General features: G+C 63.4%; 16 protein-coding genes. 14 read left to right on the plus strand and 2 right to left on the minus strand.

Going from position 1 to position 18,767, the window contains the following annotated elements:
* Nucleotides 1-82: 82 nt before the first annotated feature.
* The 13 genes from araD1 to ACEN9O_RS20435 all read left to right on the plus strand — a co-directional run bounded on the left by araD1 (nt 83) and on the right by ACEN9O_RS20435 (nt 16,727).
* Nucleotides 83-1,075: an AraD1 family protein gene (araD1, locus tag ACEN9O_RS20375; protein WP_495613636.1), complete on the plus strand. Its 993-nt coding sequence runs from the start codon at nt 83-85 to the stop codon at nt 1,073-1,075.
* Nucleotides 1,072-2,640, plus strand: a complete 1,569-nt coding sequence (locus tag ACEN9O_RS20380) for an aldehyde dehydrogenase (NADP(+)) (protein WP_495613637.1) — start codon at nt 1,072-1,074, stop codon at nt 2,638-2,640. The genes araD1 and ACEN9O_RS20380 overlap by 4 nt, the downstream gene beginning before the upstream one ends.
* 90 nt (nt 2,641-2,730) lie before the next feature.
* On the plus strand, nt 2,731-3,498 hold the full coding sequence (locus ACEN9O_RS20385; RefSeq protein WP_495613638.1) for an SDR family NAD(P)-dependent oxidoreductase: 768 nt from the start codon (nt 2,731-2,733) through the stop codon (nt 3,496-3,498).
* Between the two features lie 93 nt (nt 3,499-3,591).
* A complete protein-coding gene (locus ACEN9O_RS20390) occupies nt 3,592-5,139 on the plus strand; it encodes an alpha-N-arabinofuranosidase (protein ID WP_495613639.1) in 1,548 nt (515 codons plus the stop codon).
* A 4-nt stretch (nt 5,140-5,143) separates the two neighbouring features.
* The gene (locus ACEN9O_RS20395; protein WP_495613640.1) at nt 5,144-6,676 is read left to right on the plus strand and encodes a glycoside hydrolase family 43 protein; all 1,533 of its coding nucleotides are present in this window, start codon (nt 5,144-5,146) and stop codon (nt 6,674-6,676) included.
* Nucleotide 6,677: 1 nt separating this feature from the next.
* A complete protein-coding gene (locus tag ACEN9O_RS20400; RefSeq protein WP_495613641.1) occupies nt 6,678-7,688 on the plus strand; it encodes an arabinan endo-1,5-alpha-L-arabinosidase in 1,011 nt (336 codons plus the stop codon).
* Nucleotides 7,685-10,042: a beta-L-arabinofuranosidase domain-containing protein gene (locus ACEN9O_RS20405; RefSeq protein ID WP_495618508.1), complete on the plus strand. Its 2,358-nt coding sequence runs from the start codon at nt 7,685-7,687 to the stop codon at nt 10,040-10,042. The genes ACEN9O_RS20400 and ACEN9O_RS20405 overlap by 4 nt, the downstream gene beginning before the upstream one ends.
* A 106-nt stretch (nt 10,043-10,148) precedes the next feature.
* On the plus strand, nt 10,149-11,111 hold the full coding sequence (locus tag ACEN9O_RS20410; protein ID WP_495613642.1) for an ABC transporter substrate-binding protein: 963 nt from the start codon (nt 10,149-10,151) through the stop codon (nt 11,109-11,111).
* A gap of 4 nt (nt 11,112-11,115) precedes the next feature.
* A complete protein-coding gene (locus tag ACEN9O_RS20415) occupies nt 11,116-12,660 on the plus strand; it encodes a sugar ABC transporter ATP-binding protein (protein ID WP_495613643.1) in 1,545 nt (514 codons plus the stop codon).
* Between the two features lie 79 nt (nt 12,661-12,739).
* On the plus strand, nt 12,740-13,771 hold the full coding sequence (locus ACEN9O_RS20420) for an ABC transporter permease (protein WP_495618509.1): 1,032 nt from the start codon (nt 12,740-12,742) through the stop codon (nt 13,769-13,771).
* A complete protein-coding gene (yjfF, locus tag ACEN9O_RS20425; protein ID WP_495613644.1) occupies nt 13,768-14,757 on the plus strand; it encodes a galactofuranose ABC transporter, permease protein YjfF in 990 nt (329 codons plus the stop codon). Before ACEN9O_RS20420 ends, yjfF begins: the two co-directional genes overlap by 4 nt.
* A 12-nt stretch (nt 14,758-14,769) precedes the next feature.
* Nucleotides 14,770-15,732, plus strand: coding sequence for a glycoside hydrolase family 43 protein (locus ACEN9O_RS20430; protein ID WP_495613645.1), 963 nt, complete (start codon nt 14,770-14,772; stop codon nt 15,730-15,732).
* A 56-nt stretch (nt 15,733-15,788) separates the two neighbouring features.
* Nucleotides 15,789-16,727: a LysR family transcriptional regulator gene (locus tag ACEN9O_RS20435; RefSeq protein ID WP_495613646.1), complete on the plus strand. Its 939-nt coding sequence runs from the start codon at nt 15,789-15,791 to the stop codon at nt 16,725-16,727.
* Here the strand turns inward: ACEN9O_RS20435 and ACEN9O_RS20440 are convergent.
* Complete coding sequence (locus ACEN9O_RS20440; protein WP_495613647.1) at nt 16,724-17,146, minus strand: response regulator; 423 nt, start codon at nt 17,144-17,146, stop codon at nt 16,724-16,726. The genes ACEN9O_RS20435 and ACEN9O_RS20440 overlap by 4 nt on opposite strands.
* Nucleotides 17,139-17,642: a GAF domain-containing protein gene (locus ACEN9O_RS20445; protein ID WP_495613648.1), complete on the minus strand. Its 504-nt coding sequence runs from the start codon at nt 17,640-17,642 to the stop codon at nt 17,139-17,141. Before ACEN9O_RS20445 ends, ACEN9O_RS20440 begins: the two co-directional genes overlap by 8 nt.
* A gap of 123 nt (nt 17,643-17,765) precedes the next feature.
* Here ACEN9O_RS20445 and ACEN9O_RS20450 point away from each other — a divergent pair, with 123 nt between their 5' ends.
* Nucleotides 17,766-18,704, plus strand: coding sequence for a bifunctional helix-turn-helix transcriptional regulator/GNAT family N-acetyltransferase (locus ACEN9O_RS20450; protein ID WP_495613649.1), 939 nt, complete (start codon nt 17,766-17,768; stop codon nt 18,702-18,704).
* The last annotated feature ends 63 nt before the right edge of the window (nt 18,705-18,767 follow it).

Below are 18,767 nucleotides of genomic sequence, written 5' to 3' on the forward strand. Positions count from 1 at the left end.
AGCGGGAATCCATAGACCGCCTGAAGGCATGCGAAGTATGGATTCCCGCCTGCGCGGGAATGACGGGGGCAAAGGAGACTATATGCTACTCGTACAATTCAAGAACGAACAAGGCGCGCGCCAGATCGGCGTGCTGGAACAGAACACCATCCGCGTCATCGAAGGCTACGACACGACCTACGCGCTGGCGCAAGCCGCGATCCGCCGGTCGATCAAGCTGGCCGACCTGGCGGCGCACGCCACCGGCTCCGCCGTGGTGGCGTTCGACGCCGTCGCAGCGGCCGGCCGCCTGCTGCCACCGCTGGACCACAGCGACGACGCCCACTGCTACGTCACCGGCACCGGCCTGACCCATCTGGGCAGCGCCGATACCCGCGACGCCATGCACAAGAAAATCGGCGGCGACGTCGAATCCCTGAGCGACTCCATGAAGATGTTCCGCATGGGCGTTGAAGGCGGTAAGCCTGCCGCGGGCGAGGCCGGCGTACAGCCGGAGTGGTTCTACAAGGGCGACGGCTCGGTTGTCGCCGCCAGCGGCCAGGCCCTGAACATGCCCGACTTCGCACTGGACGGCGGCGAAGAGCCTGAAGTGGCCGGCCTGTACGTGATCGGCGACGACGGCCAGCCTTACCGCGTCGGCTACGCCATCGGCAACGAGTTCTCGGACCACGTGACCGAACGCCAGAACTACCTCTACCTCGCGCACTCCAAGCTGCGCGCCTGCGGCCTGGGCCCGGCGCTGCTGGTCGGCGAAGCGCCGGCCCATATCGAAGGCACCTCGCGCATCTACGACGTGGAAGGCAAAGTGCGTTGGGAGAAGGCGTTCTTCAGCGGCGAGCAGAATATGTCGCACACCATCGGCAACCTGGAACATCACCACTTCAAGTACCCGCTGTTCAAGCGTCCCGGCGATGTGCACATCCACTTCTTCGGCACGGCGACGCTGAGCGTGGCCGACAACATCGTTGTCAAGCCCGGCGAGACCTTTGAAATCGAAGCGCCGCAATTTGGCCCAGCCCTGCGCAACAAGCTGGCCGTGTACAAAACCGAAGTCGCGAAAGTGAAAGCATTATGATCATTACTGGTGAAGCACTGATAGGCGGCGTGGCCGTCAAAGGCACGGGCAGCGCCATCCGCGCCTACAACCCATCGCTGCAGCAGCCGATGGAGCCTGAATTTCATGCGGTCGATTTCGAACAGATCGATCAGGCCTGCCGCCTGGCCGACGACGCATTCGATACCTTCCGCGCGCTGAGCGATGAGAAGCGCGCCGTCTTCCTCGAGACCATCGGGGAGCAGATCATGGCGCTGGGCGACGTGCTGGTGGAGCGCGTGATGGCCGAAAGCGGCCTGCCGCGCGCGCGCATCGAAGGTGAGCGTGGCCGCACCGTCGGCCAGCTGAAACTGTTTGCCAACCTGCTGCGCGAAGGCTCGTGGAACGACGTCCGCATCGACAAGGCGCTGCCGGATCGGGCGCCGCCGCGCCCGGACCTGCGGATGCGCATGATCGGTCTCGGTCCGGTAGCGGTTTTCGCGGCCAGTAACTTCCCGTTGGCTTTTTCTGTGGCCGGTGGCGACACCGCGTCGGCGCTGGCTGCCGGCTGCCCGGTGGTGCTGAAGGCGCACTCCGCGCATCCTGGCACATCGGAGCTGGTAGGCCGCGCCGTGGTCAAGGCGGTTGAGCTTTGCGGCCTGCCTGCCGGCGTGTTCTCGCTGCTGACCGGTAGCGGCAACGGCATCGGCCAGGAGCTGGTGCGTCATCCTGCGATCAAGGCGGTCGGCTTCACCGGCTCGCGCAGCGGCGGTACGGCGCTGATGGCCGTGGCGGCTGCGCGTCCGGTGCCGATTCCCGTGTATGCGGAAATGAGCTCGATCAATCCTGTGTTCCTGATGCCGCGTGCATTGGCTGCCCGCGCCGAGGAAATCGCCGCTGGTTTCGCCGGCTCGCTGGTGCTGGGCGTGGGGCAGATGTGCACCAATCCCGGCCTGGTGATCGGCATCGCTGGCGCCGATCTGGACCGCTTCGCTAACGCCGCCGCACGAGCGCTGGCCGGCGGCGCCGCGTGCGCCATGCTATCGCCGGGCATCGCCGGCAGCTTCCAGCGCGGGATCACGCAACTGGCGGGACATGCGGATGTGAAGACGCTGGCGCTGGCGCCGCAGTCCGAAGGCAAGGGCGCGCCCGCGCTGTTCGTCACCAGCGGTGCGGCCTTCCTGGCGCAGCATGCGCTGTCGGAAGAAGTATTCGGACCGGCTTCGTTGCTGGTCGCCTGCAAGGATATCGCCGAACTGCGTCAAGTCGCCGAGAGCCTGGAAGGTCAGCTGACCGCCACGCTGGAACTGGACGATGGCGATCTGGATCTGGCTCACGCGCTGTTGCCGGTGCTGGAGCGTAAGGCAGGCCGCATCCTGGCCAATGGCTTCCCGACCGGCGTTGAAGTCTGCAGCGCGATGGTGCACGGTGGTCCATTCCCGTCGACTTCCGATGGTCGCAGCACCTCCGTGGGCACGGGCGCCATCGTGCGCTTCCTGCGTCCGGTGTCGTACCAGAACCTGTCGCAGGCGCTGCTGCCCGAGGTGTTACGCGACAGCGGCACCGCAACCTGGCGCCGCCGCGAGGGTGAACTGACGCGCGCCTGATTCAAGTCAGCATCGGTTCCGCGACGGCGGCGGTCCGCCGGCGCGGAATCCGTGCTGAGCAAAAAAATACATAAAAAAGCAGGAGACAGCATGACCCAACTAGCCAAATTTGGCAGCCTGCGCGGCAAGCGCGTATTCATCACAGGCGGCGGAACCGGCATCGGCGAAGCGATGGTGATTTCCTTCGCCGAGCAGGGCGCGCAAGTGGCGTTCGTCGACATCGCCCGCGATGCCAGCCTGGCCCTGATCCGCCGGGTGAAGGAAGCCGGCTACCCTGAGCCGCTGTTCCGCCAGTGCGACATCACCGATATCCCAGCTCTGCAAAGCACCATGTCCGAGATGGCCGCCGCCATCGGCGATTTCGACATCCTCGTCAACAACGCCGCCAACGACCAGCGTCACGAGACGGCCGAAGTGACGGTGGACTACTGGAACGAGCGCATCGCCATCAACCAGCGCCCGATGTTCTTCACCTGCCAAGCGGTCCTGGAAGGCATGAAGAAGAAGGGCGCCGGATCGATTATCAACGTCGGCTCGATTTCGTGGCACGTCAAGAACGCCGGCTATCCGGTATATGCCACGTCCAAAGCGGCCGTCCACGGCTTGACGCGAGGACTGGCGCGCGAGTTCGGCGCGCACGGCATCCGCGTCAACACCGTCACTCCAGGCTGGGTGATGACGCAGCGCCAGATCGACCTGTGGCTGGACGACGCGGGCGAGCAGGACATCAAGCGTAACCAGTGCATGCCGACCAAGTTGCTGCCGCAGCACGTGGCTTCGATGGTGCTGTTCCTCGCAGCCGAAGACGGCGCGATGTGCACCGCCCAGGAATTCATCGTCGACGCCGGCTGGGTATAAGTCCGGATTTTGTATCGCTGCAGGAAAAGAAGTCGCTGTACCGATCAAGCCGCAGCGCGGCTTTGTCATAAAACTATAACCAAGGAGATTGCTATGAACACCATCAAGCAAGGCGTACTCGCCTTTTGCCTGCTCGCCTCCGGCGCAGCATTCGCTGCCGATACCATCGGCCTGACCATCGACGCCGGAAAACCGGGCGCCGTCATCAACAAGGACATCTACGGCCAGTTTGCCGAGCATCTGGGTACCGGCATTTACGAAGGTATGTGGGTCGGCCCGAAATCGAAGATCCCGAACACCAAGGGCTGGCGCAATGACGTCGTCGGTGCCTTGAAGGCCATGCATGTGCCGCTGGTGCGCTGGCCAGGCGGCTGCTTCGCTGACGAATACCACTGGAAGGACGGCATCGGCCCGCGCGAGAAGCGCCCGGTCAAGGTCAACACCAACTGGGGCGGCGTGGCGGAATCGAACGCAGTCGGCACTCATGAGTTCTTCGACCTGATCGACCTGCTGGGCGCGGACGCCTACGTCAACGGCAATCTGGGCACCGGCAGTGCGCAAGAGATGTCGGAGTGGGTCGAGTATATGACCTCCGACAGCCAGTCCACGCTGGCCAACCTGCGCCGCAAGAATGGACATGAGAAGCCGTTCAAGGTCGCCTATTTCGCTGTCGGTAACGAGGCCTGGGGCTGCGGCGGCAATATGACGCCGGAACACTATGCGGATCTGTACAAGAACGTCGAGACCTTCCTGCGCGCGCCGTCCCAATACCGTCCGAAGATGATCGCCAGCGGCGGCAACGACAGCGACGTGACCTGGTCCGATGTGCTGAGCAAGCAGGTGAAGCGCCAGACCGACGGCATCAGCCTCCACTACTACACCATCCCGACCGGCCAGTGGGATGTGAAGGGCGCCGCCACCGGCTTCCCCGAGAAGGAGTGGATGTCCACGCTGACCAACACGCTGCGTATGGAGGACCACATCGTCAAGAACTCCGCCGTGATGGACAAGAACGATCCTGAGAAAAAACTGGGCCTGTTCGTCGACGAATGGGGCACCTGGTACGACGTGGAGAAGGGCACCAACGCCGGCTTCCTGTTTCAGCAGAACACCCTGCGCGATGCGGTTGTTGCAGCGCTTAACTTCAACATCTTCCATGCCCATGCTGACCGGGTGCGCATGACCAATATCGCGCAGATGGTCAATGTGCTGCAATCGATGATCATCACCGACAAGGACAAGATGGTGCTGACGCCGACCTATCATGCCTTCGAGATGTACGTGCCGTTCCAGGGCGCCACCTCGTTGCCGCTGACGTTGTCGAACAATCCGCAGTATGCGCTGGACGGCGCCAGCGTCCCTGAGATCAGCGCATCGGCCGCACGCGGCACGGATGGCAAGCTGTATCTGGCGCTGGTCAATACCAATCCGGGCCAGGCTGCGGATGTGGCGATCAACATTCCGGGGCAGGCGATCAAGTCGGTCAAGGGCCGCGTGCTGACCGCAGCCGCGATGGACGCGCATAACACCTTCCAGGCCCCGCAGGCGATCAAGCCTGCGCCGTACAGCGCCAACGCGGTGGACGGCAAGCTGACGGTGAAGATTCCGGCCAAGGCCGTTGTCGTTGTAGCGGTGGAGTGACGCCATGAGCGAACACGATATTTCGCTATCGCGCCGTAAAGCGATCGCCGGCGGCGTAGCATTGCTGCTGGCCGGTTGCGGCGGCGGTGGCGGCGGTAGCAGCGGCGGCACGGTAACGCCGACACCGACGCCAACGCCAACGCCGACGCCAACGCCAACGTCCATCACCTTCGGCGACGCTTCGGTGCACGATCCGGCGCTGATCAAGGTGGACGGTACCTACTACGTCTTCGGCTCGCACCTGGCCGCCGCAAAATCGACGGACCTGATGAACTGGACCAAGATCGCGGACGGCGTCAACGCTGCCAATCCGCTGTTCAACAACGTCGTCACCGCCCTGGCGGACACTTTCGCCTGGGCGCAGGTGACGGACCTGTGGGCGCCGGACGTGGTCAAGCTCGGCGACGGCAAGTTCTACTTCTACTACAACTCCTGCAAAGGCGATTCGCCCCGCTCCGCGCTGGGCGTGGCCGTGGCGGACAAGATCGAAGGCCCGTACGTCAACAAGCAGATCATGCTCAAATCCGGCATGTGGGGCCTGGTCAGCGAGGACGGCGTCAACGTCTACGATGCGCTGACGATGCCGAACGTGGTCGATCCGAACACCTTCTTCGACAAGGACGGCAAGCTGTGGATGATCTACGGCTCCTATTCCGGCGGCATCTTCATCCTGGCGATGGACCCGGTCACTGGTTTGCAGAAGCCGGGCCAGGGCTACGGCAAGCACCTGATGGGCGGGAACCACAGCCGCATCGAGGGCGCGTATGTGATGTACAGCCCACAGTCGAAGTACTACTACCTGTTCACGTCCTTCGGCGGACTGGATGCGAATGGCGCCTACAATATGCGCGTGGCACGCTCGCTGAATCCGGACGGTCCGTACGTCGACGCCAAGGGCAACGACATGGCCAACGTCAAGGCCAATCCCGCGCTGCCCTTGTTCGACGACGCCAGCATCGCTCCATTCGGCCAGAAGATCATGGGCAACTACCAGTTCGCGCTGGCGGATGGCGAGACCGGAACGCCGCTGGGCTACGTATCGCCAGGTCACAACTCCGCTTACTACGAGGCGGCGACTGGCCAGTACTTCCTGGTGTTCCACACGCGCTTCCCCGGCACCGGTGAGTTCCATCAGATCCGCGTACACGAGATGTTCATCAACGAAGATGGCTGGATCGTGGTGTCGCCGTTCCGCTACGCGCCGCTCAGCAAGAACGCGACGGCGCTGTCGGCCGAGGTGACTGCCGCCGATGCCGCCGGTACGTATAAGATGATCAACCACGGCAAGGACATCACGGCGGCGATCAAGGCTTCGCAGAACATCAAGCTGGCCGCCGACGGCACGGTTTCCGGTGCCGCAACCGGCACCTGGAAGCATAATGGCGCCAACAAGATCACGATTTCGCTGGGCGCCACCGGAACTTTCAACGGCGTGCTGTCGCGCCAGTGGAATACCAACGCCAGCGCTTTCGTGGTGACGTGGACGGCGCAGTCGGTGGATGGCGTGTCGATCTGGGGCGCGCGTACTGGGAGTTAGGATGAGGTCTGCGATATTTGCATTGGGCCTGTTGGCGCTGTTACCTTGCGCAGCCAAGGAAGTCAGCGTCCACGATCCGGTGATGGCGAAGGAGGGCGATACCTGGTACGTATTCAGTACCGGGCCGGGTATCACCTTCTACAGCTCCAAAAACATGAAGGACTGGACGCCGGAAGGCCGTATCTTCAAGGACCAGCCGGTGTGGGCCAAGCGTGCCGCACCGACCTTCGATGGCCATATCTGGGCGCCAGACGTGCACTTCCATAACGGTCGATACTATTTGTATTATTCGGTTTCCGGCTTCGGCAAGAACACGTCGGGCATCGGCGTTACGGTTAACAAGACGCTCAACCCGCGTTCGCCCGACTACCGTTGGGAAGACAAGGGCATGATGCTGCAATCCGTGCCGCTGCGCGACGACTGGAACGCCATCGACCCGAACATCGTTGAAGACGGCAAGGGTGGCGCGTGGATGGCGTTCGGTTCCTTCTGGAGTGGCCTGAAGCTGGTCAAGCTCAATGCGGATTGGACCGGGCTCGCCGATCCGCAGGAATGGCATGCGATCGCCAGCCGGTCGCACGCACCGTCGGTGGCCGGGAAGTCGGCGGGGGCGGACGAGATCGAGGCGCCGTTTGTGTTCAAGAAGGGCGACTACTACTATCTGTTCGCGTCGTTCGGTCTTTGCTGTCGCAAGGGCGATAGCACCTACCACGTCGTTGTGGGCAGGTCCAGGGACGTCACCGGTCCTTACGTGGACAAGAACGGTGTCGACATGATGAAGGGTGGTGGTTCCATCGTCATCGCCGGCGACAAGGACTGGAAGGGCCTAGGCCACAACAGCGCCTACACCTTCGACGGCAAGGATTACATGGTGCTGCACGCCTATGAGACCGCGGACAACTACCTGCAAAAACTGAAAATCATGGAAATGAAATGGGATGCCGACAACTGGCCGCAGGTGGATCCGGCGGACCTGAACCGATACCGCAGCAACCAGCTGCCATCGCGATGAGGGCGGCGCTGCGCACGGCGGCGCTGATCGCCGCTGCGATGCTGTGTGCATCGGCTGCGGCGGCACCGTTGCAGCTGTTCCCGCTCGCCGACGTCCGCCTTGGCGACAGCCCCTTCCTGGAAGCCCAGCGGACGGATCTCCATTACCTGCTTGAGATGGAACCCGACCGCCTGCTGGCGCCATTCCTGCGCGAAGCCGGCCTGCCGCTGAAGCAGCCCAGTTACGGCAACTGGGAATCCTCCGGCCTGGATGGCCACCTTGGCGGTCACTATCTGTCCGCACTGGCGTTGATGTACGCGTCCACCGGCGACCAGGAGATTCTACGTCGCCTGAACTACTTCGTGGCGGAGCTCAAGCGCTGCCAGGAACGCAACGGCAATGGCTACATCGGCGGCGTCCCGGACGGCAGCGCGGCCTGGCAGGCTATCGCCAAAGGCGAACTCCATGCCGACAATTTCTCCGTCAACGGCAAGTGGGTCCCGTGGTACAACCTGCACAAGGTGTACGCGGGCCTGCGCGATGCATACACCTATACCGGCAACGCGGATGCCCGCGCGATGTTGATCGGCATGGCCAACTGGGCGCTGGAACTGACCTCCCACCTGAGCGAAGAGCAGATGCAGTCCATGCTGCGCAGCGAGCATGGCGGCATGAATGAAGTGCTGGCCGATGTCGCCCAGATGACGGGGCAGAAAAAGTATATGGACCTGGCGATCCGCTTCTCCCATCAGGCCATCCTGCGGCCGCTGGAGGAGGGCAAGGACCAGCTTACCGGCCTGCACGCGAATACGCAGATCCCCAAGGTGATCGGCTTCAAGCGCATCGGCGACATCACCGGCCGCCGCGACTGGCAGCAGGCCGCGCAATTCTTCTGGCAGACCGTGCACGATCACCGTACCGTCGCCATCGGCGGCAACAGCGTCAAGGAGCACTTCCACGACGACAAGGATTATTCGTCGATGGTCGAGGAGGTCGAAGGTCCCGAGACCTGCAACACCTACAATATGCTCAAGCTCACGGAGCTGCTGTTCCTCGGCGACGCCAAGGGCAGCTACACCGACTACTATGAGCGCGCGCTGTACAACCATATCCTGTCCTCGCAGCGGCCGGACAGCGGCGGCTTCGTCTACTTCACGCCGATGCGGCCCAATCACTATCGCGTCTATTCGCAGGTGGACAAGGCCATGTGGTGCTGCGTAGGCTCGGGCATCGAGAGCCATGCCAAGTACGGCGAGTTCATATATGCCCATCGCGGCGACCAGCTGTACGTGAACCTGTTCATCCCTTCGACGCTGAACTGGCGCGAGCAGGGCGTGATCGTTACGCAGGCCAACCACTTCCCGGACGAAGACCACAGCACCATCACGGTCAAGGGCAACAAGGCCTTCACGATGAAGATCCGCTATCCCGAATGGGTGGCGCGTGGCGCCTTGCGCATCACGGTCAACGGCAAGCCGGTTGCGGCCGACGCGGGCGCTGACCGTTACGTCGGCCTGCGCCGCGAATGGCGCGACGGCGACAAGGTCGAGGTCCGCCTGCCGATGAAAACCCATCTGGAGCAGATGCCGGACAAGTCCAACTACTACGCGGTGCTGCATGGCCCGATTGTGCTGGCGGCGAAAACCAATCCCTTCGCCGGTGAAAAGCTGAACTTCTTCGCCGACGACTCGCGCATGGGCCACGTGGCGCAAGGCCAGGTCTGTCCGCTGGAGTCCGCGCCCATGCTGGTCAGCGACACCAAGGCCTTCATGGACCGCTTCAAGCCGGTGCCGGGCAAGCCGCTGACGTTCACTGCGCCGGGGCTGGTGCAGGGCAAGAACGTCGACAACGTCACCTTCATCCCGTTCTTCCGCCTGCACGATTCGCGCTACGTCGTCTATTGGCCGTATTCGACGCCGGCCAACCTGGCGTCCATGCAGTCCAAGGCCGCGCAGGACGAGGCGGACCGTCTGGCGCTGGACGCGCAGACCATTGACCAGGTGGCGCCGGGCGAGCAGCAGCCTGAATCGGATCACTTCTTCAAAGGCGAGGGTGCCGACGCAGGCGTCAACAAAGGCCGGCATTGGCGGCACGCGAGCGGATGGTTCAGCTACGACCTGACCGACAAAAAGGCCGAGGCGCGTACGCTGCGGCTGACCTATTCGACCCAGGATGCCGGCCGCCGCTTTGATATCTTTGTCAATGGCCAGCTGCTGGCCGAGGTGGCCCTGGATGCCACGGCGCCGCAGGAGATCTACACCCGGGACTACGTCATCCCGCCCGCCACGGCGGCTGGCGGCAAGCTGGTGGTCAAGTTCGTCGCCCGCGAAGGTTCGATGGCGGGCGGCTTGTATGGCTTGCGGCTGCTACGGTAATATCAAAAATCGTATCGAACTGCGCCAAAATATCATTGGATAGATATTTGAGTTTCTCATAGTATCTGATCCAGAAAATACACAAAATCCACCTGGAGACCTTGCTATGACTTGTAATCGCAGAACCGTACTGGCCGCCGCATTCGTTGCCGCCTTTGCCCTCAATACTTCGGCCTTCGCAGCCAAACCGTTGGTGATCGGCTTTTCGCAGGTCGGCGCCGAGAGCGAATGGCGCACCGCTAACACCGTGTCGATCAAGGAAGCGGCCAAGAAGGACGGCATCACCCTCAAATTCGCCGACGCCCAGCAGAAGCAGGAAAACCAGGTCAAGGCGATCCGCTCCTTCATCGCCCAGCGCGTGGACCTGATCGCGTTCTCGCCGGTGGTGGAATCGGGTTGGGACACCGTGCTGCGCGAAGCCAAGGCGGCCAAGATCCCGGTCATCCTGACCGACCGCGCCGTCAACGTCAGCGATCCTTCGCTGTACGCCACCTTCATCGGCTCGGACTTCGTCGAGGAAGGCCGCCGCGCCGGCCGCTGGCTGGTGGAGCGCGCGAAGAAGACGCCCGATACCGTTATCAATATCGTTGAGCTCCAAGGCACCGTCGGCTCGGCACCTGCGCTGGACCGCAAGAAGGGCTTCGAGGAAGTCGTCGCCGGCAATCCGAAGCTGAAGATCATCCGTTCGCAGACTGGCGACTTCACCCGCGCCAAGGGCAAGGAAGTGATGGAGGCTTTCCTTAAAGCCGAAGGCAAGAAGATCAATGTGCTGTACGCGCATAACGACGACATGGCGATCGGCGCGATCCAGGCCATCGAGGAAGCAGGCCTGAAACCGGGCAAGGACATCGTCGTGATTTCGATCGACGGCGTCAAAGGCGCTTTCGAGGCGATGATCGCCGGGAAGCTGAACGTGACCGTGGAATGCAGCCCGCTGCTGGGGCCACAGCTGATGCAGCTGGCGCGCGATGTCGTCGCCAACAAGCCGGTGCCTAAGCGCGTCGTCACTCAAGAGAGCGTATTCCCGGCCGAAGTCGCGGCCAAGGAATTCCCGAACCGTAAATACTGATCCAATGACCATCTTAACTTCCGCGCCCGCTCCGGTGCTGGAGCTGCGCGGCATCAGCAAGGCATTCCCTGGTGTGCAGGCCTTGAGCGGCGTAGCGCTGAACCTGTATCCGGGCGAAGTGCATACGCTGATGGGCCAGAACGGCGCCGGCAAATCAACTTTGATCAAAGTGCTGACCGGCGTGTACACGCCGGACCAGGGCCAGATCCTGCTGGAAGGCCGGGCGATACAGCCCGCGTCCACGCTGGAGGCGCAGAACCTGGGCATTAGCACCGTTTATCAGGAAGTGAATCTTTGCCCGAACTTGTCGGTGGCGGAGAATATCTTCATCGGCCGCTATCCGCGCAAACGCGGCGGCATCGACTGGGCCGGCATGCAGCGGCAGGCGGTGGAGCTACTGGAACGGATGCAGATACGGATCGACGTCTCGCTGCCGCTGGCGCGCTATCCGCTGGCGATCCAGCAGATGGTGGCGATCTCGCGCGCCCTGCTGGTATCGGCCAAAGTGCTGATACTCGACGAGCCGACTTCCAGTCTCGATGAGAAGGAAGTGGAGCTGTTGTTCAGCGTATTGCGCGGCCTGCGCGAGCAGGGCATGGCGATCCTGTTCGTCACGCACTTCCTGGACCAGACCTATGCGATTTCGGATCGCATCACCGTGATGCGCAACGGCGAGCGGGAAGGCGAGTACGCGTGCAGCGAGCTGTCGCGGTTTGATCTGGTCAACAAGATGGTCGGCGCTCCGGCGGCTTCGGTTGGCGAGAGTGCCGCTGCATCAGCCGCACCGGCCGCCCCTTCGGCGCCATCGAAACTGACGACCTTCCTGCGCGCGGTCGGCTTGGGCCGCAAAGGCGCGCTGTCGCCGATGGATATCGAACTGCGACAGGGCGAGTTGCTAGGCCTGGCCGGCTTGCTGGGCTCCGGCCGCACCGAGGCGGCACGCTTGCTGTTTGGCGCGGACAAGGCGGACAGCGGCAGCATCGTCGTCGACGGCAAGGAATGCAGCTTCGCCTCGCCGCGAGACGCCATCGCCGCCGGCATCGGCTTCTGCTCCGAAGACCGCAAGCATGAAGGCGCGGTGCTGGAGCTGTCCGTGCGCGAGAACCTGATCCTGGCGCTGCAAGCCCGCACCGGCATCCTGCGCGCGATTCCGCTCAAGCGTCAGCAGCAGCTGGCGGAGGAATACGTCAAGGCGCTGGGCATCAAGACGGCCAGCATCGAGACGCCTATCGGCACGCTCTCCGGCGGCAATCAGCAGAAGGTGCTGTTGGCACGCTGGCTGGCCACCGAGCCGAAGATGCTGATCCTGGACGAGCCGACGCGCGGCATCGACGTGCGCGCCAAGCAGGAGATCATGGACTATGTGACGGCCCTGTGCCGCAAGGGCATGGCCATCCTGTTCATATCGTCCGAGCTGCCGGAAGTGCTGCGCGTGAGCGACCGCGTCGTCGTCATGCGCGACCGCAAGGCCGGAAACGAGTATCCGCGCGGTGCGCTGGACGAAAGCTCGGTGCTGCAAGTGATCGCCGCGGGAGACGTCCATGAATAGCCCGCTCAACGAAATCGCCCCTCCGCGCGCCGCTGCTGTTGCTGCCGCGTCCGGGCCCACCTCACCATCGACTGTATCCATGTTTGTGCGCCATCCCTTATTCCGTCCGCTGGCCGCGCTGTTCCTGCTGCTGCTTGTGGACCTGCTGCTGGTTCCCGGCTTCTTCCATCTTGAGATCAAGGACGGCCACCTGTACGGCAGCCTGATCGACATCGCCAACCGCGCCGCGCCGCTGGTGCTGGCCGCCCTCGGCATGACGCTGGTGATCGCCACGCGCGGCATCGACATCTCGGTCGGTGCGGTGGTCGCGATCAGCGGCACCGTCGCCGCGATGCTCATCGGCGGCACGATGGTGATGCAGAACGGCGTGCCCGAATACGTCGCCAACACGCCGATGGCATGGGCCTTGTGCGCGGCCATGGGCGCGGCGCTGTTGTGCGGCGCCTGGAACGGCCTGCTGGTGGCGGGCCTCGGCCTGCAACCCATCGTCGCCACGCTGATCCTGATGGTGGCGGGGCGCGGCCTGGCGCAGCTGTTCACGGACGGGCAGATCGTCACGGTCTACTACAAGCCCTTCTTCTTCCTCGGCAGCGGCTACCTGTTTGGCCTGCCGTTCTCGCTCTACATCGTCGGCGCCGTATTCCTGGTCACGGCGCTGTTGATGCGCAAGACAGCGCTGGGCCTGTTCATTCAGGCGGTAGGCATCAATCCGGTCGCCGCGCGGCTGGCAGGCTTGAAGACTGCGGTACTGATCTTCTTCGTCTACGTGTTTTGCAGCGCCTGCGCGGGCCTGGCCGGGTTGATGATCAGTGCGAACATCAAGAGCGCGGACGCCAACAACGCCGGCCTGCTGCTGGAGCTGGACGCGATCCTGGCCGTCACGCTGGGCGGCACTTCGCTGGCCGGCGGTAAATTCAGCCTGGCCGGCAGCGTGATCGGTGCGCTGATCATCCAGACGCTGACCTACACTATCTACTCCATCGGCCTGCCGCCGGAAATCAACATGGTCGTCAAGTCGGTCGTGGTATTCCTGGTATGCCTGTCGCAGTCGGCGGAATTCAAGAACATGTGGCGCGCCTTCCGCGCCAAGAGCAAAGGTGGCGCAGCATGAGCACCATGATTCTTCGCGGGCGCGCCTGGATGGCGTCGCCGTATTTCACGTCGCTGGTCACGGTGCTGCTGCTGATCGTCCTGCTGGTGGTGGGCGGCGTGGCCTATCCCGGTTTCCTGTCCATGCAGGTGCTGTTCAATCTCCTGATCGACAACGCCTTCCTGCTGGTGATCGCGGTCGGCATGAGCTTCGTCATCCTCTCCGGCGGCATCGACCTGTCGGTGGGCTCGGTGCTGGCGCTGACCACGATGATCTCCGCGTGGCTGCTTCAAACCTGGCACCTGCCGCCGCTGCTGGTGATCGCCATCGCGCTGGCGCTGGGCGCGGGCTTCGGCGCGGCCATGGGCGCGATGATCCATTACTTCAAGCTGCAGCCGTTCATCGTCACGCTGGCCGGTATGTTCCTGGCGCGCGGCCTGTGCTACCTGATCAGCATTAACTCGATCACCATTGACGATCCGCTGTACGTCGCCATGTCGCAGACGCAGTTGCCGGTGCTGGGCGGCTTCATTTCGCCCGGCGCGCTGATCGCGATGCTGACCCTGGCCGCCGCGATCTACGTCGCGCACTGCACGCCGTTCGGCCGCGCCATCTATGCGGTCGGCGGCAACGAGCAGTCGGCGCTGATGATGGGCCTGAGGGTAGGGCGCACCAAGGTGCTGATCTATGCCTTCAGCGGCTTCTGCGCGGCACTGGCCGGCGTGCTGTTCTCGTTCTACATGTTGTCCGGTTACGGCCTGCACGCGCAGGGCACGGAGCTGGACGCCATCGCGGCGGTGGTCATCGGCGGCACGCTGCTCAGCGGCGGCTACGGCTACGTGGCCGGTTCGCTGTCGGGCGTGCTGGTGTTGGGCACCATCCAGACGCTGATCGCCTTCGACGGCACCCTCAGCTCGTGGTGGACCAAGATCGTGATCGGCGGCCTGCTGTTCATCTTCTGCGTGGTGCAACGCTTGATGGCGCTGGGCGCAAAACATAAAAAATAAACGGAGAGACCTTTGAAGACCAAGCTGATTCGACTCGCTGCCATTGCGATGGCGGGCGTGGCGATGAGTGCCGCGCAGGCGGCCAACCCGCTGTTCCCCAAGCTGTTCACGGCCGATCCTTCGGCTTATGTGGAAAACGGCACCGTCTACCTCTACGTCGGCCACGACGAGGCAACGCCGAAAAGCCCGGACTATGTGATGAACGAATGGCGCGTCTACACCAGCTGCGACATGAAGAACTGGACCGACCGTGGTTCGCCTGTGCAGGCATCCACCTTTAAATGGGCCAAGGGCCACGCCTGGGCCGCCGACATCACCAAGCGCGATGGCAAGTACTACTTCTACTCGACCGTCGACCACGCGACCATACCCGGCCACGCCATCGGCGTCGCCGTCTCCGACAGCCCGACCGGCCCGTTCGTCGATGCGCGCGGTTCGGCGCTGGTCAGCAACGACATGACGCTGCAAACGCCGATCGCCTGGGACGACATCGACCCGGCCATCTTCCAGGACGACGACGGCCAGGCCTATCTCTACTGGGGCAACACGGTGCTGAAGTATGCGAAGCTGAAACCGAACATGATCGAATTCGACGGCCCGATCCAGACCGTCGGCATGGACATGTTCACCGAAGCGTCCTACCTGCACAAGCATAACGGCACATACTATTTATCCTATTCCCGCAACTTCCCGGAGGAGACGGCCTACATGACCGGTCCAAGCGCGACCGGGCCATGGCAGTATCGCGGCGTGATCATGTCGAAGAACGCCAAGGTCAAGACCATCCACCAGGCCATCGTCGACTTCAACGGCAAGTCCTACATCTTCTACCACAACGCCAAGCTGCCGGGCGGTGGCGAGTACCGCCGCTCGGTCGCGGTCGAAGAGTTCCAATACAACGCCGACGGCACCATCCCATTCATCAAGCAGACCAGGGAAGGCCCGGCCGCCAATCCGTCTGGCGCATGCAAGTGATACCGCAACAGTCGGTATGTCATCAACATCTATACCGATTGTGATATCATTTTCCCATGGAAACTAACCCGAACTGGTTCTTGCGCGCGCGCCTGAAAACGCGCCAGCTGCTGCTGCTGATCGCGCTCGACGAACAACGCAATATCCACCGTGCCTCCGAAGAGCTGCACATGACGCAGCCGGCCGCCTCCAAGCAGCTCAAGGACCTGGAGGAGATGCTGGGCGTGCAGCTGTTTGACCGCCTGCCGCGCGGCATGGAGCCGACCATCTACGGCGAGACCATGATACGCCACGCCCGCATGGCGCTGACCAGCCTCTCGCTGGCGCACGAGGACATCGTCGCCATCAAGGCCGGCCTGTCGGGGCAGGTGGACATCGGCACTATCATGACGCCTGGGATCGCGCTGCTGCCGCAGGCGATCACGCGCACCAAGGTGCTGGCGCCCAAGCTGCGCATCGGTGTGGAGATGGAACAGTCCAACATCCTGCTGGAGCAGTTGCAGCGCGGCCGGCTGGACTTCATGATCGGCCGTATCCCTGAGCGCCAGAGCGCGGAGGGCTTGAGCTACGAGGAACTGGGCGACGAGCCGGCGTGCGCGGTGGTGCGTCCCGGCCATCCGCTGCTGAAGGCACGCAGCCTGTCGCTGCGCGACATCGCCAACCAGCCGTGGATATTGCCGCCGCAAGGCAGCATCCTGCGCGCTCGCTGCGAGTTGATGTTCCGCCGCGCCGGCCTCGAAGTGCCGGTCAACGTGGTCGATACCACCGCCATGCTGCTGATTAAGCCGCTGTTGCAGCAGACGGACGCGCTCAACGTCATGCCGATCGCGGTCGCCAAATACTACGAGTCGCAGAATGTGCTCAGCATCCTGCCGATCGAACTGCCATGCCGCATGGACGGCTACGGCATCATCACGGTGGACGGCCACATCATGTCGCCGGGCGCCAGCCTGCTGCTGAAGACCGTGCGCGAAGTGGCCAAGGAGATGTATTAAGGCTTGTGCGACGCCGGCTGCTCGAAACTGGCGAAGGCGTCCAGCAGCACCTTGGCGCGGAATGGCTTGAGGATCACGCGGCTGATGTGGCGCTGGCGCAGATCGTCGAGCAATTTGGCGGTGGCGTGTTCCGCCATCACCGCGATCGGGATGCTGCTCTCGCTGACGTACATGCCGTTGCGCATCCGGTCCAGCAGGGTCAGATTGTAGTCGCACCCCGGCAGCGAGCCGCAGTCGATTGAAATCACCGCGCCCTGGAAGCTGTGCTCGCGCAGCAAGCGCTCAGCCGCTTCCATGGTGGCTGCTTCATGGATGGTCCCCAGTCCCAGGGTGCGCGCCGTCAGTGCAACGGTTCGGCGCAACAGCGTTTGCTCCTCCACCAGCAGCATGTTCAGTTCCTTGATCCCTTTCTCAGACATGCGTCGCCTCCGGATGTTGGCAGAGCTCTTCCCGCAGCAGGTCGCGCAGCGTCGCCAGGATCGCCAGCTCGGTCGCGTCCAGCGTGCGCGGCTTGTGGTCGATCAGGCATAGCGTTCCGATGGTGAAGCCGGACGGCATGGCCAGCGGCGCGCCGGCGTAAAAGATCACATGCGGTTCGCCGGTGACGATGGGATTGTCGGCAAAGCGCGCGTCGGCGCGGGCGTCGGCGATGACGAAGATATCCGGCTGCAGGATCGCATGGCCGCAGAAGGACGTGTCGCGCGCGGTTTCGCATACGGCCATGCCCACTTTGGCCTTGATCCACTGGCGGTTCTCGTCGGTCAGCGACAGCAGCGCGATCGGCACGTCGAATTCTTCGGCGGCGAATCGCACCACCTTGTCGTAGCGCTCTTCCGGCGGCGTGTCCAGTATCAGCAGTTCGCGTAGCGCCGCCAGGCGCTCCGCGTCGTTGTCGGGGATCGGGGCTGCTTGCATGGGCGTCGGTGGCTGGGAGTGGGGTTGTTGTGACTCTAGCACCGTTACGGCACCCGCGGGATTTATTGTTGACTCAGTCAACAATATGTTGCAGAATCGGCCTATGTGTCATCCGGAGGGTGTATGTCTGTTCCTGTTTTCGACGACCGCGTTGCGGCGGTCCGCTCCTTTAACCGCTTCTTCACGCGCCAGATCGGCGTGCTGCGCGAAGGCCTGCTGCACAGCGAATACACGCTGACCGAGATGCGCGTGCTGTACGAGCTGGCCCGGCACGGCGACCAGCCGGCCGCGATGCTGGGCCGCGACCTTGGGCTGGATCGCGGTTACCTGAGCCGCATCCTGGCCAAGTTCGAAAGCGCGGGACTGGTGTCCAAGGTGCCGTCGGCCACCGACGGCCGCTCCAAGCTGCTGCACCTGACGGCCCAGGGCCGCGCCGTCTACGAACCGCTGGACCGCCGCTCGCGCGACGAGATCGGCGATCTGCTGGGCCGATTCGGCGAGGCCGATCAACTGCGCATGCTCGATGCGATGCGCACCATCCAGCAGCTGCTCGATGCCGGCAGCGGCCTGAAATACGCCCAGCCTTTCGTGCTGCGCACCTTCCGCGCCGGCGACATGGAGTGGATCACCCGCCGCCACGGCGCGCTGTACACCGCGGAGCAGGGCTGGGACGACAGCTTCGAGACCCTGGTCGGCGAGATCTGCACCGACTTCGAGCGCAACTTCGATCCGGCGCGGGAACAGTGCTGGATCGCCGAGATGGCGGGCCAGCCGGTCGGTTCGATCGCGCTGGCGCGCAGCGGCGAGGACGGCGTGGGCAAGCTGCGCCTGCTGCTGGTGGAGGAGCAGGCGCGTGGCTACGGCCTCGGTTCGCGGCTGGTGGACGAGTGCCATCGCTACGCGCGCGCCGCCGGCTATCGCAAGATGCGGCTTTGGACCACGGACCAGCAGAAGGAAGCCCGTCAGATCTACCGCAGCAAGGGCTATGTGCTGGTGGCCGGGGAGCCGGTACACGCCTTCGGCCAGGACATGGTCAACGAAACCTGGGAACTTACGCTCTGATATCCGGCAGTTGATTGCCTGCGCGGCCGGTTCTCTGGCACTATCCCCAACATGGTATTTTAA

The sequence above is a fragment of the Duganella sp. Dugasp78 genome, assembly GCF_059491455.1.